This window comes from Haloferula luteola, assembly GCF_014201715.1.
Lineage (GTDB): Bacteria > Verrucomicrobiota > Verrucomicrobiia > Verrucomicrobiales > Akkermansiaceae > Haloferula > Haloferula luteola.
In genome coordinates this window covers 239,138-262,504 of record NZ_JACHFD010000004.1, presented here as the reverse complement: position 1 = coordinate 262,504, position 23,367 = coordinate 239,138, and the positions used below count along the sequence as shown (strand labels likewise).

Sequence of the window (23,367 nt, the reverse complement as noted above, 5' to 3'; positions counted from 1 at the left end):
CATGGCCGAAACGGTCGTCACCTTCCGGGATCTCACCAAGACCTTCCCGGGCATGGAAAAACCGGCCCTCGCGGCCGTCTCGGGTGAAATCCGTACAGGACTCATCACCGGCCTCGTCGGTCCCGATGGCGCCGGCAAAACCACCCTGCTGCGTCTCATCGCTGGCCTCATGCAGCCCGATTCCGGCGACCTCGCCACACTCGGGGTCGATCCCCTCCACGAAGCCGCCACCATCCGCGGTCAAGTCGGCTACATGCCCCAAAAGTTCGGTCTCTACGAGGACCTCACAGTGCTCGAAAACCTCAATCTCCAGGCTGACCTCCGGGACATCATCGGGCAAGAACGTGAGGAAGCCTTCGAACGACTCCTTACCTTTACCGACCTCAAACGCTTCACCGGACGCTTCGCTGGAAAACTCTCCGGCGGCATGAAACAAAAACTCGGCCTCGCCTGCACCTTGCTCGGAAAACCCTCCCTGCTGCTGCTCGATGAACCCGGCGTCGGCGTCGATCCCATTTCCCGCCGAGAACTCTGGGGCATGGTCGAGGATCTCGTCCGTCAAGGCATCGCCGTCGTCTGGAGCACCGCCTACCTCGACGAAGCCGAACTTTGCGGAACCACCCTCGTGCTCAGCGAAGGCCAACTCATCGCGAGCGGCACCCCGCGCGAAATCTCCTCCCCACTTCAGGGTCGATGCCGCCAATTGCGCAACCCCGGCCACGGCAAACGCAGCCTGCTGGTCCATGCCCTCAACCGTCCCGAAACCACCGACGGCACCATTCAAGGGGATAGCTTAAGACTCACCTTTCAGCCCGATGCCCAACCGTTTCCTCCCGAGGACATCGGAGCATCCCCCGCTGCCCAGTGGGCCGAAGTGACCCCTCGGTTTGAAGATGCCTTCATCGATCTCCTCGGCGGGGGCCCTCCCGGGGAATCGGTGCTTGCCCGCCATACCCGGGAAATTCCCGGCCAAGGTGACGTCGTCATTGAAGCCCACGAATTGACCAAACGCTTCGGCGACTTCACCGCCACAGACCACGTCTCCTTTGAAGTCCAGCGAGGCGAAATCTATGGCCTGCTCGGTCCCAACGGTGCTGGCAAGTCCACTACCTTCAAAATGATGTGCGGACTCCTCACCCCCACCTCCGGCAGCGCCCGCGTGGTCGGACTCGATCTCCGCCACAGCGGAACCAAAGCCCGTCAGAGGCTCGGCTACATGGCCCAGAAATTCTCCCTCTACGGCAACCTCTCCGTCGCCCAAAACCTCGCCTTCTTCGCCGGGGTCTACGGCGTGCGGGGGCGACCCGGCCAGAAACGCATCCAAGAACTGGCCGAAATCTTCCACCTCGGTCCCTTTCTCCGCGCACCCACCGACTCCCTCTCCCTCGGATACAAACAACGGCTCGCCCTCGCCTGCGCCGTCCTTCACGAACCCGATCTCCTCTTCCTCGACGAACCCACATCCGGTGTCGACCCCGTCACCCGCCGGGAATTCTGGACTCACATCAATGGCCTCGTCAGTCGCGGAGTCACCGTCATGGTCACCACCCACTTCATGGATGAAGCCGAGTATTGCGACCGCATCGGCCTCGTCTTCCGGGGTCAGCTCATCGCCGCAGGAACCCCCGATGAACTCAAGGCTGGCGTCGCGACCGACACACGCCCAGACCCGACCATGGAAGATGCCTTCATCGAGCTCGTCACCGGAAAGGAGAGCCCATGAAAGCCCTCTCCTTCCGCCGCCTGCGTGCCCTCTGCTGGAAAGAAACCCTGCAAATATTCCGCGATCCCAGCAGCAACCTGATCGCTTTCATCCTGCCCCTCGCCATGATGGTCATCTTCGGCTTCGGGCTCAATTTGGACTCCAGCCGACTCCATCTCGGCCTGCTCAATGAATCCCCGGGGACTGCGGCTCACGGACTCGCCGCCGCCTTTGTGGATTCCCCATCTTTTGACGTCGAAGTATTCACCGACCGGAATGCGATGGACCAGGCGCTCACGGATTCGGCCATCCGTGGCTATGTCGTCATCCCTGCCGATTTCGATCGCCTCCTTGTCACCGCGGGAAATACGGCTCCCCTGCAAGTCGTCGCGGACGGGTCCGAACCCAACACTGCCCGCTTCGTCGACGCCTACTCCAATGGCATCTGGAACTCATGGCTGGTCAGCTACTACGAAGACCGTGGTCTCACCCTTCCCGAAGAGGTTCAGGTCGAACCCCGCTACTGGTTCAACCCCTCCACCCGCAGCCGAAATTTCCTGATCCCCGGTTCGGTCACCGTCATCATGACCGTCGTCGGCGCCCTGCTCACCTCCCTGGTCGTGGCCCGCGAATGGGAACGCGGCACCATGGAGGCCCTGCTCGCCTCACCCGTCACCCGCTCCGAGTTGCTGCTCAGCAAGATCATCCCCTACTACGGTCTGGGCATGGTGTCGCTGCTCCTCTGCGTCTCCGCCGCCCGCTGGATGCTTGGCGTGCCCTTTCGCGGATCCCTTCCGGCCCTGCTTCTCGTGGGCAGCTTCTTCCTCCTCAGCGTCCTCGGCATCGGCCTTCTTCTCTCCACCGTCACCCGCAACCAATTCAACGCCGCCCAAGCGGCCCTCAACGCCGCTTTCCTTCCCGCCACCATGCTCTCCGGCTTCATCTATGAAATCTCCAGCATGCCTCCCCTGCTCCGCGGCATCACCCACCTGATTCCCGCCCGCTACTTTGTCTCTTCCATCCAGACCCTCTTTCTCGCGGGCGACCTCTGGAATGTTTTGCTGCCTGATCTCCTCTTCCTGATGGCGGCCTCCGCCTTCTTCCTCGGACTCACCGCCCGCTCCACCCGGCGCCGCATGGACTGACATGAGCTTCTTCCACCGCATTCACGCCCTGATCCGAAAGGAACTTCAGGCCCTACTCGGCGATCCCTCCAGCCGCACCCTGCTGTTCCTTCCCGTCATCATGCAGACGCTGCTGTTTCCCTTCGCCGCCACCCTGGACGTCGAAAATGCCAGCCTGGCCATCTTCAATCGCGACACCGGGCCCGAGTCCCTCGAACTCGTCCAACGCTTCGCCGCCTCCCCGGCCTTCAGCACGGTGCTCTCCCTCAATAGCGAAGCCGAAGTCGAAACGGCCATCGACACCCATCACGCTCTCCTCGCCGTCAACATCCCCGCCGACTTTTCCCGCAAACTCGCCCGTGGCGAAGCCTCGCCCCTCCAGGTCGTCCTCGATGGTCGCCGTTCAAATGGAGCCCAGATCGCCCTCAGCTACCTCCAGGGCATCACTCAGGAATTCACCCTCGATCGTCTCGACGCCGCCGGCCGCACCCTGCCCTCCACCGTCGTCACCCGCTTTCGCTACAACCCCAACCTCAACTACCGCCATTTCATCCTGCCCAACCTGATCGCCATCATCACCACCATCGGCGCCCTCATCGTCACCGCACTCTCCGTCGCCCGCGAACGCGAACAGGGAACTTTCGATCAACTCCTCGTCTCACCCCTGACTCCCGAAATGATCATGATCGGGAAAGCCGTTCCCGCCATGATCGTCGGCTTCTTTCAGGCCACCCTCATCCTCTGCGCTGCCGTCTTCATCTACCACGTTCCCTTCCGCGGAAACCTTCTCCTCCTCTATGCCGGGATGTTTCTCTACAGCCTCTCTCTGGTCGGCGTGGGATTGTTCATTTCCTCCCTGTGCAGCACCCAACAACAGGCCTTTCTCGGGGCCTTCTCCTTCATGATGCCCGCCATCATGCTCTCCGGATTTGCCGCGCCGGTCGAAAACATGCCCCGTTGGCTGCAGATCGCCGACATGGCCAACCCCGTCCGCCACTTTGTCGAAGTCGTCAAAGGCGTCTTCCTCAAGGACACCTCCTTCCACCACGTGCTCGCCGATGTCATCCCCCTCATCGGCATCGCCTTCGTCACCCTCTCGGCAGCCTCCATCCTCTTCCGCCAGCGCAGCACCTGACGTCCCATGCTGGACTCCCGCCGCGGCGACCGCTATCCCGTGCGCCCACCCGTGCCCGAGCCGATCGACATTCACGACCACTTCTCCGCCTCCCTCTGGCAGGACCGCTTCGAGGAGGAGATCCTGCTCATTGCCAACAAACTCAAGGGCAAGGCCCGCGGACTCCAAGGCCACTGGGAAAATGAATCCTTCGTCCTCCACGCGGAAGTCGCCGGTGAATCCTGCGAAATCCTCCACTGGCGCGAAGGTGACCGCTGGGACTTTGAGTCCACCTGCACCTGCGACATCCGCACCTACTGCCCCCACGCAGCTGCCGCCCTGCTCGCGGCCAGCAAGCCCTCCAAACTCCGCGACCTTCTCGCACCGCCCGCCACCCCGCCGCAGCCCCCTGTGGACGCATCTCACTCAAGCTCCGCGATTCGCCACGAAGGAAACGCCACCTTCCATCTCCGCATCACTCGCGAACCCACCGACTCCAAAGTCGTTCGCCTGCTTCTCCAGGCACTCAAAATCCACGACACCGGAGAATGGGTCGTCGCCCGCCCCGAAATCCTCTACGGCGATCACCGGATTCCCCTCGGTGGCAAAGCGGGCATGCGCGAACACCCCCTTCCCGATGGCTCCCTCTTGGTCCGCGATCCTGCCGCCGAGATGAACGCCATCCTCCAGCTCCAGCAAACCGGCCTCGCCTCCCTCGCTTCCCACGCCCAGTTCCGCTTCCTGCTCGCCCTCGAAGGAAAATCCCGCCCCACCCCCCAAGACCTGCCCCCCGCCTCCACCCTCTGGTTTCCCAACCCCAGCCATGGCACCCTCGACCAATTCTGGCCCTGGCTCCGCGCCACCGGCGTCGAGTCGCTCCAAACCGCCGGCTGGACCGTCAACTTCGACGCCGAAGTCGGCCACGAAGTCATCTCCGTCGACCCCGAAGGCTTCAAATACGTCCTCGAAGACGACGGCACCGGCTGGTTTCACCTTTCCGTCGGATTCGATGTCAATGGCAGCCAGCTCGACCTGATGCCCATCCTCGCCCAGTTGCTCGACCGCGGCGCCACCGAGGTGACCCTCGAATTTCCAGCCGACGGATCTTTTCTCCATCACCTCGATGACGGCCGTGCCCTGAAGCTTCCCGCCGACCGCATTCGCCGCATTCTCAAACAATTCGCCGCCTTCCTCGACCCCCGGCGTTTCAAGGGCTCGAAGCTTCGCCTCCACCCGCTCGACGCCGCCACCCTCGCCCACAACGATCCCGAGAAATTCAACCCTCCCCCCAAGCTCGAACAACTCATCCACTCCCTCAGCACGGGGCTGGAAGCCGCACCCGGCACACGCGCCACCCCCGATGGCTTGCAGGCGGAACTCCGCGACTACCAACGCGATGGCTTCCACTGGATGCAATTTCTTGCCGCCAATAGCCTCCACGGCATTCTCGCCGATGACATGGGGCTCGGTAAAACCCTCCAAACCCTCACCCACATCCTTGCCGAAAAAGAAGCCGGACGCATGAACGGCCGACCCGCCCTCGTCGTCGCCCCCACCTCGGTCGTCCCCAACTGGCTGGCTGAAGCCCGCAAGTTCGCCCCCACCCTTCGTCCACTGGTTCTCGAAGGCCCTCAACGAAAGAAATACTTCCGCTCCATTCCCTACGCCGACCTCGTTCTCACCTCCTTCGCTCTCCTCCAGCGCGACATCGAAAAACTCCGAGGATTCTCGTACCACCTCGTGATCCTCGATGAGGCCCAGCACATCAAAAACCCCGCCGCCAAGGTTGCCAAAGCCGCCTGCGACCTCGATGGCCGCCACCGCCTTTGCCTCTCCGGCACCCCGGTCGAAAACCACCTCGGTGAACTCTGGAGCCAGATGCGTTTCCTCATGCCCGGCTTTCTCGGAACCCAAGAGGACTTCAATCGACGCTTCCGCAAACCGATCGAGAACGAAGGCAACGACGAACGCCAAGCGGCCCTGAAAGCTCGCGTCGCCCCGCTCATCCTCCGCCGCACCAAAGATCAAGTCGCCAAAGAACTTCCCCCAAAAACCATCCTCGTTCACCCCGTCGAGCTCAACACCGCTCAGAAAGACCTCTACGAAACCGTCCGTGCCACCATGGACAAACGCGTCCGCCAGGCCATCGCCATCAAAGGCCTCGAAGGCTCCCGCATGCTCTTTCTCGAAGCCCTCCTGAAGCTCCGCCAGATCTGCTGCGAACCGAAACTCCTCAAATTCGAAAACGAGTCGAAACTTGAGGCCGATGCTGCTGGCTCCGCCAAGCTCGACTACCTCGCCGACCTGCTCGACACCCTGGTCGAAGAAGGCCGCCGCATCCTCCTTTTCTCCCAATTCACCAGCATGCTCGACATCATCGCCGCGCATCTGGAAAGCCGGAACATCCGCTATCTCATGCTCACCGGCAGCTCCAAGAACCGCGGCGAGCTCGTCGAGCGCTTCCAAACCGGTGAGATCCCCCTCTTTCTCATCAGCCTCAAAGCTGGCGGCACGGGTCTCAACCTCACCGCCGCCGACACCGTCATCCACTACGACCCCTGGTGGAACCCCGCTGCCGAGGCCCAAGCCACCGACCGCGCCTACCGCATCGGCCAGAAAAACCCCGTCTTCGTCCACAAGCTCATCTGCCAAGGCACCGTCGAGGAGCGCATCCACCAACTCCAGGCCAAGAAAAGCGAACTCGCCGACGCCCTCCTCGCCGACGCCGCCAAAGCCGCCGCGCCCGACGCCCAGCTCCTCTCCAACCTCCTCGCGCCGTTGGGGTGAGCGTGGCGGCGGCTCGCATCCGACCCGTCCGCAAACGCTCCTTCTTCGACGAATTTCTCCGTCTGATCCGCCAGAAGAAAATTTGCCGGGAGTTCGCAAAAAGGTCGGCTGTGACCAAGAACACGCTCAAACGCTACATCGATTACTTGGAGGCAGCCGTTCTGGTCCGAGTCATCACCCGGGTCGATCGGAAGGCCGGGTGCTTCCAGCGCAACCCGCAGTATAGGAACTACCTCACCCGAACCGGTCTCTTTGAACCACTCGTGGAAGGCAGCGACGGCCTGGGGCATCTCATGGAAACCGCCATCTTCGCCCAGCGCTTTCACCGCCGGCGAGCACCTGCATTACCCGAGATGGAAAAGCGGCAGCCATACCCACGGACTGGATTTCATCTCACTCACCGCCGGACTGGTTCCAGAGGAGGCGGTCAAAATCAAATACAGCGACCGGCCCGCCCAACGTCCTGCCACCAGGGTGCCGTGGCAGGGCTTTTCCTGGGAAAACAATATCCCACGCCTGACCATCACCACTCGCACACATGAAGAAAGGATCGCGCGTAACGGCATCGCAGCGACCCTTGAACCGGCTGCCATCCATTCCTATCGGCTGGGGTTGGGCAAATGAACTCCAACTTTCCGGACACCCGGCTCCTCTCGAACCTCCCCGCGCCGCTGGGGTGAATTCGGCTCGCAACGCCCGGTCGAACGGCAAACCAACAGGCGATGTCGAACCATCGATTCACGAGAAGCTTGGCAGCGATCGCAGCGGACCAAGGATCTTGCTCCGCAAGGGCTGTCCGGTCGTGAAATCGAACGCAGTCTGGCGGAGAAAGGGCTGACGGGGCTTCTCAAGCCCTTCGAGATCGAGAGCCTCATGGACAAGGTGGGGTTGATCCGGTCGCAAGCCCCGGTGAATCCGAGAAGCTGGGCCATCCAGGCTTTCGGTCTCCTCGCACTGACCGTCGGCATCGGGGACCGTGACCATCAACCCCATCGATTGCTACCGCTCCATCGACGGCACCGTACTGACCCGCATCACGATCGATTCCATCCGCGAGCCGATTGAGTCAAAGCTCCCGGCAGAATGGCGGCACCCTTTCCAAGACCACGCGGAAGCTAAAGGAGTTTACGCTCTGACGGGCGGGGAGATCGCGGCCATGGAGACGGTGACCGGAGGGGAACTGGACTTCCGCGATGAGCCTCCGGCCTGAGTTTCTAGTCTTCGTCCACAAGCTCATCTACCAAGGCACCGTCGAAGAACGCATCCACCCACTCCAGGCCATGAAGAGCGAGCTCGCCGACGCCCTCCTCGCCAGTATCAGGCCCGATCCGCGGCATAACCCTCTCGGATGCTTGCGAGGCCCGGAGACGGTGGCCAGTCTCCTCCCAACATGGCTTATCTCGACGACGACTTTCTTCTCCACTCCGCCACGGCAAGGCGCCTTTTCCACGAGGTCGCCCATGACCAGCCGATCTACGACTACCATTGCCACCTCTCGCCCCGTGAAATCGCCACCAATCACCGCTGGCAAAACCTCGCCGAAATCTGGCTCGGCGGTGACCACTACAAGTGGCGCCTGATGCGTGCCAACGGCATCGATGAACGCCTCATCACCGGCGACGCCTGCCCGGAAGACAAATTCCGCGCCTGGGCAGAAACCATGCCCATGACCCTCCGCAACCCGATCCATCACTGGTCCCACATCGAGTTGCGGCGCTATTTCGGTATCGACACCCTACTCAGCCCCGACACTGCCGACGCGATCTGGGAACAAGCCAACGCCCGCCTCGCCGAGCCCGATTTCTCCGCCCACGGAATCCTTGAAAAGTTCGACGTCCGCATGATCGGCACCACCGATGATCCGGTCGATGCCCTCGCCGACCACCAAGCGATCGCCGCCTCCGGTATCGCCACCCGGGTGCTCCCGACATTCCGCCCGGACAAAGCCTTCAACGTCGATCAACCTCAAGCCTTCAACGGCTGGCTCGACAAGCTGGAACACGCCACCGGACTCTCCATTTCCAGCCTCAGCGACCTGCTGGACGCCCTCCATCGCCGCCACGACGATTTCCACGCAGCGGGCGCCCGCCTGTCGGACCACGGCCTGGAGTCGATCCCCACCCTTGATTGCGACGACGCCGAGGCCTCCAACATCTTCGACAAGGCTCGCTCGGGAAAGCCTGCAACCCTTGAGGAGCGGCAACAATTCACCTTCTACCTTCTCGTCTTTCTCGGCCGACTCGACGCCGCCAAAGGTTGGACCAAACAACTCCACCTTGGCGCCGCCCGCAATGTCGACCCCACAGGCTCCGCCAAGCTTGGCCCCGATACCGGCTTCGACAACATCGGTGATTTTCCCCAAGGCCCCGGCCTCATCAAATACCTCGGCCGCCTGGCCGCCGAAGACGCCTTGCCTCGTGTGATCCTCTACAACCTCAACCCAGCCGACAACTACCTCTTCGCCACCATCGCGGGCAGCTTCCAAGGGGGCGGACTGATCCATCGGATCCAATTCGGCTCCGGCTGGTGGTTCCTCGATCAAAAGGACGGCATGGAACTTCAGCTCAATGCCCTTTCGATGACCGGTCTGTTGCCGCGATTCGTCGGCATGCTCACCGACTCCCGAAGCTTCCTTTCCTATCCCCGCCACGAATACTTCCGCCGTATCCTTTGCAACCTGATCGGCACCGAAGCCGACCGCGGCGAACTTCCTGACGATTTCGAACTGCTCTCGCGCGTCGTCCGGGACGTTTGCGCCGGCAATGCCGCCCGCCAGTTCGGCCTCGATGAAGCCGCCGATCTTCAGCACCTCTAAAGACGAGAAAAAAAAGACTCCGTCCCGGAGGCGGCGGGCTCTCCCCCCAGATCGCCCGTCGTCTTTCCCGGAACGGAGTTGCGTTGACTATGCGGAAACTTTTCGCGGGAGCAACCCTGTTCCGGTCCATAGGCAAAGATTCTGATTCGGGAAGACCAATTACTCGGAACTCCTAATCAACCTTTTAGGACTTCGCCTCTCGCCTCTCCCTCTCGATGGGGAACCCCATGAATCCCATCTAGCCCTTGGATTTCCTGAAAGTTTTCCTCTCTCGAACCACGATTTCCCGAACTCGCGAGCGTCCTCGGGAATCGCAAAAAAAACGCGGAAATTCAAATCCGACTTCGGCCCCCATCGAAGCAGACCCCGCGTTGAAGATCAGGGAATGAAGGCCACCGTACGCTCCACCACCCAGAAAGCGGCCACACATCCGATCGCATAGGGAGCGACTCGCCATCCCCACGATGGCCATCGTAGCGGAATTTTTCGCAAAAAGGCGATCCCCAACAAAATCGCACCAATGAAGGCGAGCTGTCCCAGTTCCACGCCGACGTTGAAGAACAGAAGCGCGATCGGAATCGCTTGCGGTGGCAATCCCACCTCGCTGAGCGCACCGGCAAATCCCAGCCCGTGCAGCAACCCAAAGCTGAAGGCGACGCACCACGGCCACCGTTCCGTCAGCCCCTTCCGGCCAGTCCCGCGCTGCAACACCTCCGCAGCCACAAAAACGATGCTCAGTGCGATGCATGCCTCCACAGGAGGACCCGGCACATGAACCCACCCCAGCGTGGCGGCCGCCAAGGTCAGGCTGTGTGCTCCCGTAAATGCCGTAATGGTCCCGATCAACTTCCGCCGGCTCTTCACCAACAGCACCAGCGCAGACACAAACAACAGGTGATCCATTCCCAGAAGGATGTGCTCTCCTCCAATCACCGTATACGTCCATGCCAACCTCAAACTCGACGGCGTCTCTTCAATCGCGAACCGAGGGTGTTCCGGAGTCGCTCGAGTCGTTTGAGTCGTCCCATCGAGCCCGATCACCCGGACCAAGGCATCCGTCTGCGTCGCGGCGAGACCATTGACCGTCACCGACGTACCGACAAGCCCCCCTCGACGGCTGATGCGTTGCCTTTCGAAATAGGCATTGTCCGAGAAACTCGCCGCCGGCCCCGCCAATACCTGCGTCCCCTCAGGAAACTCCAGATGAATGGAGAGCCGCCGGTCCCCAAGCGCCGGCACCTTCCACACCACCTCATAGGTGTCAGGCCGCGTCTCCCGCATTTCGAGATACCCAGGCCGGGATTCATGCCCCACGACCCTCAAACCCAGACCCAACAGAAAAATCGCGACCCACTTTTTCATGATTGGGGCGAGGGTTCGGGCCACTCGATCGTCACCTGATAACGCTGACTCAGCGACTCCAGATATCCATCGCGAGTCCGTTGCCGTAGCTCCCGACTCCACTCCCTCTCCACTTCCGGCCGAACCTCCTCCAACGAAGGGAGACGCCCAGGAATCCGATCTTCGAGGCGAATCAAGTGCAGCCCAAATCCCGAAGCGATTGGCTCACTCCAACGGTGGACGGGCATCGTCTCGACGGCCGCAGCCACTTCCTCTCCGAACGTCGCGCGAATCCGAGAGGCGCTGTCATTCGTCACCTCCCGAGGCAGCAATGTCGGATCACCCCACTTCCCGAAATCAGCTTCATCCTCACGCAGCTTCGCCGCGAGCTGGGAAGCTTTCTCTCTGGGGACATCGCGCCGCAAAAAAAACCTGCCGGAACGAATACCTTGCCGGTTGCCGAAAGCTCTCCGGATGCTCGGCCAAAAACCGGCTCAACTCATCCTCCGTGGGCACCACACTGGATCCCATGTCCCCGACGATGAACTCCATCTTCTGTTCAAGCCGACGACGAATGATCGTATCATTCAGATCCAATGACAGCTTCACCGCCTCCCGCGCCAACATCTCCTCCCGCACGTAGGAATCCACCAATCCCGTGAGCTCTTCCGAAGTCGGCGGCCGTTGCCACGTCCGTGCAAACGTCGCGGCCAAAGATTGCACTCGGCCGGCACTCACCCGAATCTCGTCAGGAGGCGACCCCACTTCGGGATTCAACATCCGATAAGCCCCAAACAAAAGGGCTCCGATCACGAAGAAGTGCACGAGAGGTTCTTTGAGAATCTTCATGAGGCAGATCGTTGCAAAGTTCGACACCGCAAAAGGGCGGAATGGCGTCCGCACAAAGCCAATGCCAAGGGCACCACAAGGAGCCCCCAACCTGGAAGGAACATCGAAAACCCCTTCTCGCTGCTCCGCCCGAGCTCCCTCGATTCCGAATGAGCCATCGCCAGATAATGCCTCAGTTGCACGGTAGTCAGGGGATCGAGATCCGGGATCTGGAGCAGTCGGGAGATTGGCTCCGCCCATTCAAAATGATTCCAGCGAGTCAAATCCTCTACCATGGCCGAAGCCAGGAAAGGGTAGGCCTCCAACCATTCCGGAGCCTGACTCACGATGCGCTGCCTGAGGGCGCCTTCCTCTCGGTTCCCATGCGCTGAAAGAGCGGCCTACACCGCCAAAATTTCGTCACGCTGCCGAGTGGGATCGCGGAGATAGTATGCTTCGATTCGATCCATCGCCCCAACTCCCTTCAATTCGATCCAGGCCGTCGTCCAAGCAGCCAGTTGCTTGGGGGTCGCGCGAGTGGCGCATCGCTCGAATCGATCCTGAACCCGAGGCAGATCCGAGGGGTCGTGATGAATGGCGAGGAGGAGGATCCAAAGAGCCTGCCACTCCACCATCCGAGGATCGTCCAGGTTTCGGCGCAGCTCGGCAGGGCTCAGAGGGAACTCCAATTCCCTGAGCTCCGCGTAGCTCGCTTTTCCCACCTCAAGATGGGCCATCGTTGCCACCATGCGATCCTCACTCCCCAGCAGCCGAGAGAAATACTTGAGACGCCGTACAGGATCTTTCCGCCAGACCCCCGCATCGCGCAAAATGTCGTCAATCACTCCACGGTTCTCTGGAGTCACCCATCCCAGCCGACGCCACTCCCCATCCGGCGACTGCACACACAGCACCGTCGCGGCCGGACGGCTGGCGAGTTGCCTCCTGACCTGAGAATCCACGAACAAGTCCGGCGAAACATCCAGGTCCGCCCCCTTGAGAACCTCCCATGTCTGATATCGAAAGCAGTTCGCCGAATCTTCACGGGCCAGCACCGCCACCGATGCCGCCAGCAAACGATCCGCCACCGAAACTTCCGGCACAGGAACACAGATCTGGCAGGCATGAGACCGCGTGACCATCTACGCGACCAATATCGGGACCCCAAGCTGTCGGACCGCCTTCATGATACAAATTCAAAACACGCTCCCTCAAGGCGTGTACCAAATCGGTGAAGTGTAGGCCCGCTCGGTCGTCTTCAGCGGAACCTCGTCAGGAAGCTCGAGTTGATACTTCACCTTGTCGTAGGCCGTCCACCGAGGCGTTGGGATCTCAATCACCCGCGCATAGTAGAAAGCTTTCAAAGCCGGATCAAAATCAGGATCCGTCCACACGTCGCCCAACTCGGGTGCACCGATGGTGTTCGTCCAGCTAGGAATGCTGAGATCCACGGTGTCGCCCACCTTCTCTTTGCAGCGGCCATCCGGGCCAATCTTCCGCGCCCCGGAAACCGCCACATCATAAACCCGCTCTTGAGCTTCGCCGTCCTTGTCGAGCCAACCCTTGATGATCTGAACTCGATCGAGATTCGCCCCCATCGCATCCCGCAGCGCATAAACCAGGAAACTCGGTGCCTTATCGCCCGTGCGCTTGAGCAAATCGGAGCCCATCGGCACCCCCTTGGTGTAACCAATCAGGGCAAGATCACGGCGGTGGGCGTCCTCCTTCTCGAAGTCCCACCCACCGAACAAGCGGACACGTATGCGAGTCCCGGTCGTCGCATAAGTTTCCCGCCGCTCCATCGCGTCGAACAATGCCCCACGGGTGTTCTCGGTGGCCCACACGGCCGTCAATCCGGAGGTGATGTATTCATAGCTGTAGAGTTTGAGATCGAGATCCTTGTTCTCCAGAGCGATGTGGAGCTTCCCATCTTCGATGATGCGATGGGCCGAGGGCTCGTAGGTAGCGTACTTGCCGAAAAAACTCTCGTTGTCAGGACTGGGCATGGCGACGTGGTTATCCCCCGCGCCCACGAGACCAAACTTGAAGGGATTGACGCCCAGTTTCTCCTCGAGGATCAGGCCATTCTGCAAGCCGGATCGAGCATACTCCGCCTGCAGCATCTCAGGCTTCTTCGCTTCGGTGGCATCGGGGTTCCCATAATCCCACGTTTCAAAATCCGCAAACTCATCGTCGGGCGACAACATCGGATGGGCTTCGCCATCTCCTTTCATCTGCGTCGCCTAATAGAGACGCTCCCACTTCTGGCGTTGCTCGGCGTAATCCCGATCCAAGGGAGCCCCATCGTTGAAATCGTCCTGCATCGCGAACATCATCCCATTCGACAGATTCCCATTGTGAGGGATGGCGAGCACATCACCGCCCGTCTTGTCTTCATAGGCCTGCATCCACTTCCACAAATCGCGGGGATTGTTGGAGCCTTGAGGAGGGGTCGTGGTGTAGGCGGAAACCTGACGGGCCCGTTCACCACCATCGCGGAAAATCACATTGCGGTGCAAGTTGTTGCCCTTCTCAAGTGATGTCCATTCGAAGGCGATGAAGGCCGTGAACTTGCCCGGTTCGTTGTACTCCTCCGCAGCACTGATGATGTCCTGCCATACTGCGTCGAATGCGGGATTGCCGGGCTGACAATTCAGCGCATCGGGCAGTTTGCCTTGCCCAAATTGCTCAATCAATCGCCACATCGCCTTACTCGCGACATCGCCCCCTGCATTGAAATCCTCATGATATTTCCGGCCGTCCGGGTCGGCGAGAATCGCAGGCGTGCCTTTGACGATATCCTGAATCACCCCCATCGCATCCGAGTGATCGGTGATCATAAAGAAATCGTAGGGAACACGCAGCTTATTCGGCTGACCGGTATTGCTGACCACCTGTTCACCGCGCGCAAACCGATAAGCCTCGCGCGGTCCCAAGGTCGTGCCCGCCCCCCCGGCATCCGGAGAGAGCGCCGTGTGTACGTGAGTGTCTCCGAAATAGACGTTCGTGGCAAAAGCGCGGTTCGCATAAGGTGCATAGGGACGCCCCTTCAGCACCTTTTCCGCCCCTTGAAGCCCCGCTTCATAACTTCCTCCATGACTAGCAGGTTCCTCTTGGTCTTGAGCTTGGACCTGAGATAGCGCTCCCCATAACGCCCATGTGCCTATCATCAAGGACCACCTCCGTGGCCCGGGATTATCGATTCTTTTTTCATCGTTTCGCAAATTGAAGTGAGATGGAAGAAACTTCACCGGATCGATTCACCGACCCCTTCCCGGCTAAGTCATCGCCGAAGCAAATCGAACCCCTACCGGCTCTCCTCCCCGCACTCCGACCATCCCGAAGATCTCTCGCCCTCCTTCTTTCCTGGAATTCCTCGCTCCCTGCGAGGATCCGCCTAAGGCGATTTCTCTCCCCCCATCGATTCGGATTTTCCGACATCGCACTTACCCCGCATCCCATGGAAAACCGAGATATCACAGGGTCGGCCTATCAGAGGATATTCCGAGGCGCCAGTACGAAGTGAAGATCTTCTCGTGACGAGTTCGATGATTCGCTTTTCAGTATCCTATTCCCTATCCTTCAACTCGCTCATCTTCCCCAATTCGCAGCATTCCCTCGCCGATTGCCCATTTCGGAAAAGCCTGCTTCGCTCGGGCACGATGACGCCTTCGGCATCCCACTCCACCCGCATCGCCCTCTTCGGAGGGAGCTTCGACCCCGTTCACGATGGCCACATCGAGATCTCCCGGCGGGCCATGGATCAGGCGGCACTCGACCGCGTCATCTTTCTTCCCTGCCGAATTTCTCCCCATAAAGCGGACGGTCCCCTACCTGCCAGCGGCGAGGATCGCCTCGAGCTGCTTCGCCTGGCGACAGCCGACCTCCCTTGGGCCACCATCGACGATTTCGACCTCACGGCTCCTCCCCCATCCTACTCGTTCCGCACCGTGGAGGAAATGACCCGCCGCCATCCGGAGGCGAAGCTATTTTGGCTCCTCGGTCGCGACCAATGGGAAGCCCTGCCACGATGGAAGGAACCCGAACGCTTGGCGCGCTCGGTGGAATTCCTGGTTTTTTCCCGGGAGGGTGCTCCCGTGCCCCGCCCGGGATGGTCGATGCAGGCCCTGCAAGGAGTACATCCAGCTTCCTCAACCGCCATCCGGCGCGCCCTCGCCGCGGGTCGTCCCCCCGATCACCTGCACCCGGCGGTTCTGGCCGCGATCCGCGCTCGTGGGCTTTACGGCGTCGCGGACCTGGCATGATCCGCTGCTTGCGGTTTCGCCACCTCTTGCCTAGCTTCGCGCCAACATCACGCGAATGCCCATGAAAGCCACTCTCCTGCTCGCCCTGCTGCCCCTGCTCCTGCCTCTTCAGGCTCAAGATGCACCAGAGCCCACCAAACCCCAGCCCGCCTGGGTGCAGGAGTTCACCAACCTTTCTCAGGAGCAGCGCAACGAATACTTCATCGCCCTCAACAAAGCCCGCGAGATGTTCGCCCAAAAGCGCATCTTCGAGACCATCGACGAACTGGAAAAAGCCAAAAAAGTCTTCGGCAACTCACCCGACGTCGAAAACCTCCTCGGAGCCTGCCAGGTCGAGTTTCGCAATTTCGACGAGGCCATGGCCCATTTCCAGCGCGCTGACGAACTCACGCCGGATTCGCCCAGCGTCCTCTTCAACATCGGTGAAGTCCAATTTGTCACCAAAAAGTGGGCTGAGGCCGAAGCCACCTTTCATCGAGTTCTCAAGCTCGCAGGCGCCGACGCCGCCCAACTCCAGCTCTCCCGCCTGGTCGAGTTCAAGTTGCTCCTCTGCCTCCTCAAGCAGGACAAAGCGGAAGATGCCGAAATCCTGTCGGAAAAATACGATGAATTCGACGACTCTCCGTTCCCCTACTATGCCGAGGCGGCCATGAACTTCCACCATGGCAAAGAACTCGAAGCCGAGCTCGCATTGCGCCGCGCCCAGCGGATTTTCCGCACTCCCGGCATGCTCAACCCATGGCAGGACACGCTCATGGAATTCGGCTACATCAAGAGCTTCATCGCCACCCCCGTCGATGATCTCGGCGAAGGTGCCGGCGAGTGACCCCGGGCCCCCTTCGGGCGGGCCTTACTCTCTTCACGCCTTGGAAGTCAACGGACTCACGGCACTTCCAAGGTCGTCGCCCACGACGCTCCACTGATGTCCTCGAGCTCGACCCGATAGCTTCCCGCCCGGAGTCGCTTGAGGCCGTCGCTTTCAAACCGCACTTCCGCCTTCGCTCCGAGCGGAAGCATCAAACTGTGGGCACCGGGCTTCACCTTGGCCACGTAGCGATTCTCAATCGCTGTCGGTGCCAGCCCTGCCAATGCCTGCTGGTCCCAGGCGGCCACTTCCACGCCCGTGGCATCCAGCACCCGGAGCGCGATCGCGAACGAGCCATACACATCGGCTCCCTCGACCCGATAAAGCGTCACGCCCAAAGCACCACCATCGAGGTGCGCCTCGGAGAGCTCGACCCGGGGTTTCACCGAGAGATTGTGCAACTTTCCCCACACCCCACCGTGGAAAATCTGGTTGGTCGCCAGAGTCAGCAAAAACACCGCAGCGGCCACCACCACCACCCCACGCTTTTCCAAGGCCCAGGCCACCAGACGATCGGCAAGGCGACTCCCTGGTATCTTCATGCCGCGTTTTTCCATCCAGAAATCGAGGGAAAATCGCCCGCCACCCGTGCCCACCAGCGCCAACCCGGCACTCACCCCCAGCACCCCAATTTGCCACTCATCAAGGCAGGTCGTCCCGAGCCATCCCGCACCCAGCAGGATTCCAAAAGCCAACAGGGCCGTCGCCAGACCCATCCACCGCGTCATGAATCCCAGCATCACCGCCAGACCCACCACCGCCTCCACCACCGTGAATCCCAACAGCTTCCACCATAGCAACTCCGGGTGACTCACGAAAAACTCAATCGCCGGCCGAATCCCCAAAGCATTCGGAAGGAAGTGATTGAATTTCTCTCCGAGATATCCCGCACCATCCGGGTCCAACTTGTTCTCCAGCACGAGTCGACGCCAGAACGCGGAAAAATAGGTCCAGCCCAGAACCAGACGAAGCGGCAACAACAGATTTCCCGCCAAAAGGTAGGCCCCTCCAACAAGGGGCGATGGAGCAGCTTTGGAACTCATGTCCCATCAAGAGGCTCCACTCCGCCCTTCTATTCCCCCGCCATGCCGCCACTTTCCATCACCGGAAGATCAGAAACCTGCTCCAGGCGGATCCCATACAGCGCCGCGATCTCAGGAGCATCCGATGCATGATAGGCATCCCGGTAGTAAATCTCCTTCACCCCGTAGGCGCACAGCGTCTGCATGCATGCCGTGCACGGCATCGTCGTGCTCGCGACCAACTTCACCTCACCCCGGCGGAACAAGCTGCAGAGATTGATCTCCGCATGCAGCATGAACTTCTGCCGTGACTCCCGATCATCCCAGAACCCCGGAGGCGCTTCGAACCCCGGCGCCAAACCATTGTAGGCCGTGGCAATCACCCGATTGTCAAAATCCAGCGCCGCGGCTCCCACCTGACGATAGGGATCCTCTGACCGCAGGGAGGCCACATGGGCCAGAGCCATGGCATAACGAGGAATCGAAAGTCGCGACATGCCGCGACTCAATCTCCACCACCCCCCACCGTCAACGTTGCTCCGCGCTCAAGCCCAAGGCCGTCTCAATCAACCGGCAAGCATCCATCCAAATCGGATCCTCCTGGCGACTGACCTCTAGCAGCTTCTGCAAATCCTCCGAGCTCACCTCTTCGTGCCGCAGCCACAATCCAAACGCCGCCATCGTCGCCACCCGAAGTAGGTCCTCCTGCGGAGCTTCCTGGTCCGCCACCCGAAGCACGAATTGGTGTCCCCGACCGTCCTGAAGCTCGATCGAACCCAAATCACTCCCGCCGGAAAACTCCAGCAACACCAACTGCGACCTCCCCGCCGGCAGGGTCGTCGGCAATTTCGCATCCGAACGCATCCCATACGAACCCACCACCCGTCGCGGCTCATCAGAGAGCGACCGCACCGTCAAACCCACCGAATCCTCGTCGCGAGACCTCAACGCCACCGCCACCAGCATGCGCTCCGCATTCCATGGGCACCGCATCGAACCGACACCGCATTCCAAGCCGTCTCCCAGCGGACGCGTGGGAATCGTCAGGCTGTTCACCAGTTCCTCCACCCGCACCGCATCCCGAGGCGGCAGCTCTCCCCGCTCACGAATCCATCGCCGCACCCACACCGCACTCCCAGTGCCCGTCACCACCGGCAGCCGCAACGATGAATCCGTCGCAAACCCACCCAAATCGGCCGTCACCGGCAGCTGGGTCAACGATGGAAGCGGCGCTTCCGACAAGCTTCGCGTCCGCTGCAAAAATGCCGGCCCACTCACGATTCCCTCGCTTCCCTGCGGAGCCTGCGGCGTCCCTTGTTGAACCTGACCCGCCGTCGCCACTTGAATGGTCCCCGCACCCGGCCCCGGAGCCGGCAGCAAAGCCACCGCATCCACCGTTCCTTCCCCACTTCGCCCGCCACGCCCCAGCATCGCCGCAGCCACCATCACAGCCGCCGCAGCCCCCGCCATCATCCAGCCCGCCCGTGAGCGCCGCTCCTTCGGCTGCTCTGCCTGCAGCTGGCGATCCTCCTCAGTGCTGGCTTTCAGCACCGCCCGGCGCTGCCGAGGCCGCAGCTTCGCCTCTCCCATCGGCCCCAGCACATCCCCCAGAAATCCACAAGTCCGCTCCAGCTCCTGGAGCGTCAGGCGAATCGCCGGATCCGAGGCAGCGGCACGTTCCACCAGACGGGCATCTGCCTCGTCAAGTTCGCCGAGCACATAGCCGGTCAAGCGGGGATCATCGGGGAGCAGTTTCATGGCATCAATACCCGTCCATCAGATCGGGTGGCAAAAGTTGGCGAATCCGCTTCAGGCCCGTGTGAATCAGAAAGCCAATGTTTCCCGAGCTCAGCCCGGTCTCATCAGCGATCTCCTTGTAGCTTTTGCCGTCGCGGAACTTCATCAAAATGACCATCCTTTGATTCTCCGGAAGGCGGTCAAGATAGCGGAGAACTTGGGCAACACGCTCCTCACGATCCGCCTCATCCGCGGGTGAGATTTCAGTTTCCGCCACGGGATGATGGTGGGGCAGGTCGTCCAGCGAACTCACCCGTCCCTCCTTGCGCAGGACGTCCAGCGCCCGGTTTCGACAGACCGTATAAAGCCAGCTCTTCAGCCCTTCACGAACCTTCGAGACATCCTGCCGACAAAGCCGGATGAACGTATCCTGAACCACATCCCGTGCGCGATCGACGTCCTTCACGATCGTCTGGGCATAGCCAATCAACGGCGACTCATACTCAGCGAGCGCCTGTTCAATAAAGCTTTCCCGGGTTTCGACCATTTCGCCGTCGGCGCCATGCACCGTGTTCTCTGAGGGAACGACCCGGAGCTGCGGCGTCTTGGGACTTTCGCCCTCCCCTGCCATGATCAGCGGACAAAAAAGCTGAGATGTTCCAATTCGATCGCCAGATCGACGTTGTTCACCACCACAGGCTCCGGCACCTCCAGCACCACCGGCGAGAAATTCAAAATCCCCGCCACTCCCGCCGCCACCAGCCGATTCGCCAAAAGCTGCGCGATCGACGCCGGGACGCACAAAATCGCCAACTTCACCCCCTCCTCCTTCACGAAATCCTCCAGATCCTTCTCCGGCAACACTGGGACCGTCACACCCCGTGCCGCGGCTGCCGCAGGGTCCGCATCAAAGGCCGCCACCACCTCAAACCCCTCCTTCTGGAAACCCTGATAACGCAACAACGCCGATCCCAGATTTCCCGCCCCCACCAACACCACCGGCTGCAACCGCTCCCGGCCCAACACATCGCGAATCATCCCCGCCAGCGCCGGCACCGGATACCCCAACCCGCGGGTCCCAAATTGGCCAAAATACGCCAAATCCTTGCGCAGTTGAGACGGCTTCACTCCCGCTGCCTTCGCCAGGGCCGAAGAACTGACGGTCTCCTCACCGTGCTCTTCGAGCCGCCGCAAGCAGCGGTGATAGATCGACAGGCGATAAATCGCCTTCTTTGGAATATCGATCCGTTCCATCAGCCGGGGCACCCAACGCTGCGATCTCCTCAGGGTCAAGCTCCCGGATGCAGAAAGCCCCGGCACGGAAAAGTCGGCATGCCCACCTCTCCGCCCGGGGCCGGATGCGTCCGAGAAAATCAGATATGCCTCAAAAGAAGGCTTTCATACAGCTCCTGCTTCCCGCTGGCAGGCACCGGCTCACCCTGCTCATGGGCAATCCGATGCAGGTCTTCCAGCGAAAGTTTTCCCTCCTCAAACGCACGCCCCTCCCCTTCGTCGAACGTCGCATAACGTGCCTTCCGCATCGCCGGCATCGCCGATTTCGTCAGCAACGCCTCCGCCGCCATCGCCGCCCGCGCAAACGCATCCATCCCGGAAATGTGCGCAATGAACAGATCCTCAAGATCCGTCGAATTGCGGCGGATCTTCGCATCGAAATTGATCCCTCCATGCGAAAAACCGCCCGAACCGAAAATCACCATCATCGCCTCCGTCAACTCCAGCGGGTCCACCGGAAACTGATCCGTATCCCAGCCATTCTGCGCATCGCCACGGTTCGCATCCACACTGCCCAACATCCCCGCATCCGCCGCCACCTGCAGCTCATGGGCAAAGGTATGACCCGCCAAAGTCGCGTGGTTCACCTCAATGTTCAGCGCGAAATCTTCCAAAAGATCAAACTCCCGCAGAAACCCGATCACCGTCGCCGCATCGTAGTCATACTGGTGCTTGGTCGGCTCACAAGGCTTCGGCTCAATGAAGAACTTCCCCGTGAAACCCTGCCCCCGGGCATAATCCCGCGCCATCGTCAGGAACCGCGCAAAGTGCTCCCGCTCCCGCTTCATGTCCGTATTCAGCAAACTCAGGTATCCTTCCCGGCCACCCCAAAACACATAACCCTCCCCACCCAATGCCAACGTGGCATCCAGCGCTCCACGCAACTGCCCACCCGCCCGCGCCAGCAACGCAAACTCTGGATTCGTCGACGCTCCATTCATGAAACGGGGATTGCTGAAAAGATTCGCCGTCCCCCACAGCAGCTTCACTCCCGAGGCCTCCTGCTTCTCCTTCAAATACGGCACGATCGCCGCCATCCGCGCTTCGAACTCCGCCAGCGTCGTGCCCGGCTCGTCGATGATGTCCGTATCATGAAAACAATAATACGGCGCCCCCAGCTTCGTGATGAACTCGAACGCCGCATCCGCCTTGTCCTTTGCCTGCTGCACCGGATCCTTCGATTCCAGCCACGGCATCGGCCGCGTCGGCGCACCAAACGGATCCGCCCCTCCCCCACAAAAACTATGCCAGTAGGCGATCGCAAAGCGCATCCAACTCTCCAGAGGTCGCCCCATCACCACGCGCTGGGCATCGTAATACCGAAACGCAAGCGGGTTGGAACTCTCCGGGCCTTCAAAGGCAATCGGACCAATCTCAGGAAAATAGGCTCGGGAGCCGAGCGTCAGGTTCGTCGACATGATGGGTTCTGGGTTCAATACAATTCCAGACAGCTTTCGCCCCGATCCCGGGACATGACAAGGCCGCCTTCTGTCCATCAACCTGACACACCCCGCACCCCGGCGCCTTGACGATCGGACCAAATCCCTCTCGCATTAGCACATTCGGTCAGAAAATCACTCAAGTGGCCGTCGCCGAAACTCCGTCGGCGTCCGCCCCGTCGCTTCACGAAACTTCCGCGCGAAATAATTCGAGTCCCCAAACCCACAATCGTGGGCGATCGCCGTCATGCTGCGATCACTCTGCCGCAACAGTCGCTTCGCCGACTCCACCCGCAGCCCGATCAAAAACCCAATCGGCGACTGCCCCGTCGCCTGCCGGAACGTGCGCAGAAAATTCGTCCGCGAAAGCCCCGCCATCCGCGCCAATGCCGCCACCGTCCACGGCTCCGCATACTGCTGCTCCAGCGTACTGATCAGCCGGCCCATCCGCAGCAGCGCACGACTTTCCCCCGCCTCGCTCTCTCCATAGCGCCGCGAAAGAAACCCCATCAACTCCACCAACAAGCCCAATCGAAGCGCCTCATGCCCCGGATCCTTTCCCTGCTCCTCCTTGGCCAGACGCTCCGCCAACACCTCCGCCACCCCCAGATCCTCGCGCCCGAGATCCAGCCGACTCGAAAACCGATGGGCCGTCCGGAAACTCGGCTCCAGCTTGAACAACGCACTGTACCCCGGCAGCCGCCTCAACAATCCCTCCGGCAAGGGCAAACGCTCCGGGTCATACATCACGTTCACCAACACCAGCCCATCCCGCTCCCGGAATGCGTGGACCTGGCTGCCTTGCACCACCAACACATTTCCCGCCGAAACCGGAAACGATTGCCCCTCCAACACGTGCCGACCCCGCCCCGAAAGCACCAACACCAACTCGCAGAAATCGTGGAAGTGATCCACCTCCGTCACATCGTGCAGGTGCGAGGGCCCTCCGTCCGGCTCCGTCCGCACCCTGCGCACCGCCACCGGAAAACCCTCCTTCCCAAAGTAGTCTTCGCCCCTAGCCAGCACCGCCATGGA

General features: G+C 60.9%; 21 protein-coding genes and 1 pseudogene. 9 read left to right on the top strand and 13 right to left on the bottom strand.

The features are described 5' to 3' along the window. Position 1 precedes the first annotated feature (1 nt). The 6 genes from HNR46_RS05910 (at position 2) to HNR46_RS05885 (ending at position 7,937) form a co-directional block, all read left to right on the top strand. A complete protein-coding gene (locus tag HNR46_RS05910) occupies positions 2–1,723 on the top strand; it encodes an ATP-binding cassette domain-containing protein (RefSeq protein ID WP_184016750.1) in 1,722 nt (573 codons plus the stop codon). Beyond that, positions 1,720–2,847: an ABC transporter permease gene (locus tag HNR46_RS05905; protein ID WP_184016748.1), complete on the top strand. Its 1,128-nt coding sequence runs from the start codon at positions 1,720–1,722 to the stop codon at positions 2,845–2,847. The genes HNR46_RS05910 and HNR46_RS05905 overlap by 4 nt, the downstream gene beginning before the upstream one ends. A 1-nt stretch (position 2,848) precedes the next feature. Beyond that, a complete protein-coding gene (locus HNR46_RS05900) occupies positions 2,849–3,961 on the top strand; it encodes an ABC transporter permease (protein WP_184016746.1) in 1,113 nt (370 codons plus the stop codon). 6 nt (positions 3,962–3,967) lie between these two features. Next, a complete protein-coding gene (locus HNR46_RS05895) occupies positions 3,968–6,727 on the top strand; it encodes a DEAD/DEAH box helicase (protein ID WP_184016744.1) in 2,760 nt (919 codons plus the stop codon). A 252-nt stretch (positions 6,728–6,979) separates the two neighbouring features. Continuing rightward, positions 6,980–7,351 (top strand): hypothetical protein, encoded by a 372-nt coding sequence (locus HNR46_RS05890; protein ID WP_184016742.1) that lies wholly within the window; start codon positions 6,980–6,982, stop codon positions 7,349–7,351. Positions 7,352–7,703: 352 nt separating this feature from the next. Beyond that, positions 7,704–7,937, top strand: a complete 234-nt coding sequence (locus HNR46_RS05885; protein WP_184016740.1) for a hypothetical protein — start codon at positions 7,704–7,706, stop codon at positions 7,935–7,937. 4 nt (positions 7,938–7,941) lie between these two features. On the opposite strand, the gene HNR46_RS21170 is transcribed toward HNR46_RS05885, so the two are convergent. Beyond that, the gene (locus HNR46_RS21170; RefSeq protein WP_281375552.1) at positions 7,942–8,064 is read right to left on the bottom strand and encodes a hypothetical protein; all 123 of its coding nucleotides are present in this window, start codon (positions 8,062–8,064) and stop codon (positions 7,942–7,944) included. A 53-nt stretch (positions 8,065–8,117) separates the two neighbouring features. Here HNR46_RS21170 and uxaC point away from each other — a divergent pair, with 53 nt between their 5' ends. Further along, on the top strand, positions 8,118–9,542 hold the full coding sequence (gene uxaC, locus HNR46_RS05880; RefSeq protein WP_184016738.1) for a glucuronate isomerase: 1,425 nt from the start codon (positions 8,118–8,120) through the stop codon (positions 9,540–9,542). Positions 9,543–9,920: 378 nt separating this feature from the next. Here uxaC and HNR46_RS05875 read toward each other — a convergent pair whose 3' ends face one another. The 5 genes and pseudogenes from HNR46_RS05875 to HNR46_RS20845 form a co-directional block, all read right to left on the bottom strand. Beyond that, positions 9,921–10,904, bottom strand: a complete 984-nt coding sequence (locus HNR46_RS05875; RefSeq protein ID WP_184016736.1) for a HupE/UreJ family protein — start codon at positions 10,902–10,904, stop codon at positions 9,921–9,923. Then, complete coding sequence (locus tag HNR46_RS05870; RefSeq protein ID WP_184016734.1) at positions 10,901–11,308, bottom strand: peptidylprolyl isomerase; 408 nt, start codon at positions 11,306–11,308, stop codon at positions 10,901–10,903. The genes HNR46_RS05875 and HNR46_RS05870 overlap by 4 nt, the downstream gene beginning before the upstream one ends. After that, positions 11,253–11,732: a peptidylprolyl isomerase gene (locus tag HNR46_RS05865; RefSeq protein WP_184016732.1), complete on the bottom strand. Its 480-nt coding sequence runs from the start codon at positions 11,730–11,732 to the stop codon at positions 11,253–11,255. Before HNR46_RS05865 ends, HNR46_RS05870 begins: the two co-directional genes overlap by 56 nt. 380 nt (positions 11,733–12,112) lie before the next feature. Next, complete coding sequence (locus HNR46_RS05860; protein WP_184016730.1) at positions 12,113–12,853, bottom strand: hypothetical protein; 741 nt, start codon at positions 12,851–12,853, stop codon at positions 12,113–12,115. A 69-nt stretch (positions 12,854–12,922) separates the two neighbouring features. Further along, positions 12,923–14,881, bottom strand: a pseudogene (locus tag HNR46_RS20845) (DUF3604 domain-containing protein). A 378-nt stretch (positions 14,882–15,259) separates the two neighbouring features. Between HNR46_RS20845 and nadD the strand changes: the two are divergent. Together nadD and HNR46_RS05845 are read left to right on the top strand one after the other, a co-directional pair. Further along, positions 15,260–15,976: a nicotinate (nicotinamide) nucleotide adenylyltransferase gene (nadD, locus tag HNR46_RS05850; protein WP_184016728.1), complete on the top strand. Its 717-nt coding sequence runs from the start codon at positions 15,260–15,262 to the stop codon at positions 15,974–15,976. A 61-nt stretch (positions 15,977–16,037) separates the two neighbouring features. Further along, positions 16,038–16,802, top strand: coding sequence for a tetratricopeptide repeat protein (locus HNR46_RS05845; protein ID WP_184016726.1), 765 nt, complete (start codon positions 16,038–16,040; stop codon positions 16,800–16,802). Positions 16,803–16,858: 56 nt separating this feature from the next. Here the strand turns inward: HNR46_RS05845 and HNR46_RS05840 are convergent, their stop codons facing one another. The 7 genes from HNR46_RS05840 to HNR46_RS05810 form a co-directional block, all read right to left on the bottom strand. Then, the gene (locus HNR46_RS05840; protein WP_184016724.1) at positions 16,859–17,884 is read right to left on the bottom strand and encodes a TQO small subunit DoxD; all 1,026 of its coding nucleotides are present in this window, start codon (positions 17,882–17,884) and stop codon (positions 16,859–16,861) included. 29 nt (positions 17,885–17,913) lie between these two features. Further along, positions 17,914–18,360, bottom strand: a complete 447-nt coding sequence (locus tag HNR46_RS05835; protein WP_221285035.1) for a deoxycytidylate deaminase — start codon at positions 18,358–18,360, stop codon at positions 17,914–17,916. 31 nt (positions 18,361–18,391) lie between these two features. Then, on the bottom strand, positions 18,392–19,621 hold the full coding sequence (locus HNR46_RS05830) for a VWA domain-containing protein (RefSeq protein WP_184016722.1): 1,230 nt from the start codon (positions 19,619–19,621) through the stop codon (positions 18,392–18,394). Positions 19,622–19,625: 4 nt separating this feature from the next. Then, positions 19,626–20,231: an RNA polymerase sigma factor gene (locus HNR46_RS05825; protein ID WP_184016720.1), complete on the bottom strand. Its 606-nt coding sequence runs from the start codon at positions 20,229–20,231 to the stop codon at positions 19,626–19,628. Between the two features lie 2 nt (positions 20,232–20,233). Next, positions 20,234–20,854: a redox-sensing transcriptional repressor Rex gene (locus tag HNR46_RS05820; protein WP_184016718.1), complete on the bottom strand. Its 621-nt coding sequence runs from the start codon at positions 20,852–20,854 to the stop codon at positions 20,234–20,236. A gap of 119 nt (positions 20,855–20,973) precedes the next feature. Continuing rightward, positions 20,974–22,311 (bottom strand): xylose isomerase, encoded by a 1,338-nt coding sequence (gene xylA / locus HNR46_RS05815; protein WP_184016716.1) that lies wholly within the window; start codon positions 22,309–22,311, stop codon positions 20,974–20,976. 156 nt (positions 22,312–22,467) lie between these two features. After that, positions 22,468–23,364: a helix-turn-helix domain-containing protein gene (locus HNR46_RS05810; protein WP_184016714.1), complete on the bottom strand. Its 897-nt coding sequence runs from the start codon at positions 23,362–23,364 to the stop codon at positions 22,468–22,470. Positions 23,365–23,367: the final 3 nt, after the last annotated feature.

Bases quoted from the DNA above. Each gene is read 5' to 3' on its own strand.
- HNR46_RS05825 (WP_184016720.1), bottom strand. From the start codon at position 20,231: ATGGCAGGGGAGGGCGAAAGTCCCAAGACGCCGCAGCTCCGGGTCGTT.
- HNR46_RS05860 (WP_184016730.1), bottom strand. From the start codon at position 12,853: ATGGTCACGCGGTCTCATGCCTGCCAGATCTGTGTTCCTGTGCCGGAA.
- HNR46_RS05875 (WP_184016736.1), bottom strand. From the start codon at position 10,904: ATGAAAAAGTGGGTCGCGATTTTTCTGTTGGGTCTGGGTTTGAGGGTC.
- HNR46_RS21170 (WP_281375552.1), bottom strand. From the start codon at position 8,064: ATGCCGCGGATCGGGCCTGATACTGGCGAGGAGGGCGTCGGCGAGCTC.
- HNR46_RS05910 (WP_184016750.1), top strand. From the start codon at position 2: ATGGCCGAAACGGTCGTCACCTTCCGGGATCTCACCAAGACCTTCCCG.
- xylA (WP_184016716.1), bottom strand. From the start codon at position 22,311: ATGTCGACGAACCTGACGCTCGGCTCCCGAGCCTATTTTCCTGAGATT.
- HNR46_RS05900 (WP_184016746.1), top strand. From the start codon at position 2,849: ATGAGCTTCTTCCACCGCATTCACGCCCTGATCCGAAAGGAACTTCAG.
- HNR46_RS05830 (WP_184016722.1), bottom strand. From the start codon at position 19,621: ATGAAACTGCTCCCCGATGATCCCCGCTTGACCGGCTATGTGCTCGGC.
- HNR46_RS05840 (WP_184016724.1), bottom strand. From the start codon at position 17,884: ATGAGTTCCAAAGCTGCTCCATCGCCCCTTGTTGGAGGGGCCTACCTT.
- nadD (WP_184016728.1), top strand. From the start codon at position 15,260: ATGATTCGCTTTTCAGTATCCTATTCCCTATCCTTCAACTCGCTCATC.
- HNR46_RS05865 (WP_184016732.1), bottom strand. From the start codon at position 11,732: ATGAAGATTCTCAAAGAACCTCTCGTGCACTTCTTCGTGATCGGAGCC.
- HNR46_RS05895 (WP_184016744.1), top strand. From the start codon at position 3,968: ATGCTGGACTCCCGCCGCGGCGACCGCTATCCCGTGCGCCCACCCGTG.
- HNR46_RS05810 (WP_184016714.1), bottom strand. From the start codon at position 23,364: ATGGCGGTGCTGGCTAGGGGCGAAGACTACTTTGGGAAGGAGGGTTTT.
- HNR46_RS05845 (WP_184016726.1), top strand. From the start codon at position 16,038: ATGAAAGCCACTCTCCTGCTCGCCCTGCTGCCCCTGCTCCTGCCTCTT.
- uxaC (WP_184016738.1), top strand. From the start codon at position 8,118: ATGGCTTATCTCGACGACGACTTTCTTCTCCACTCCGCCACGGCAAGG.
- HNR46_RS05905 (WP_184016748.1), top strand. From the start codon at position 1,720: ATGAAAGCCCTCTCCTTCCGCCGCCTGCGTGCCCTCTGCTGGAAAGAA.
- HNR46_RS05835 (WP_221285035.1), bottom strand. From the start codon at position 18,360: ATGTCGCGACTTTCGATTCCTCGTTATGCCATGGCTCTGGCCCATGTG.
- HNR46_RS05820 (WP_184016718.1), bottom strand. From the start codon at position 20,854: ATGGAACGGATCGATATTCCAAAGAAGGCGATTTATCGCCTGTCGATC.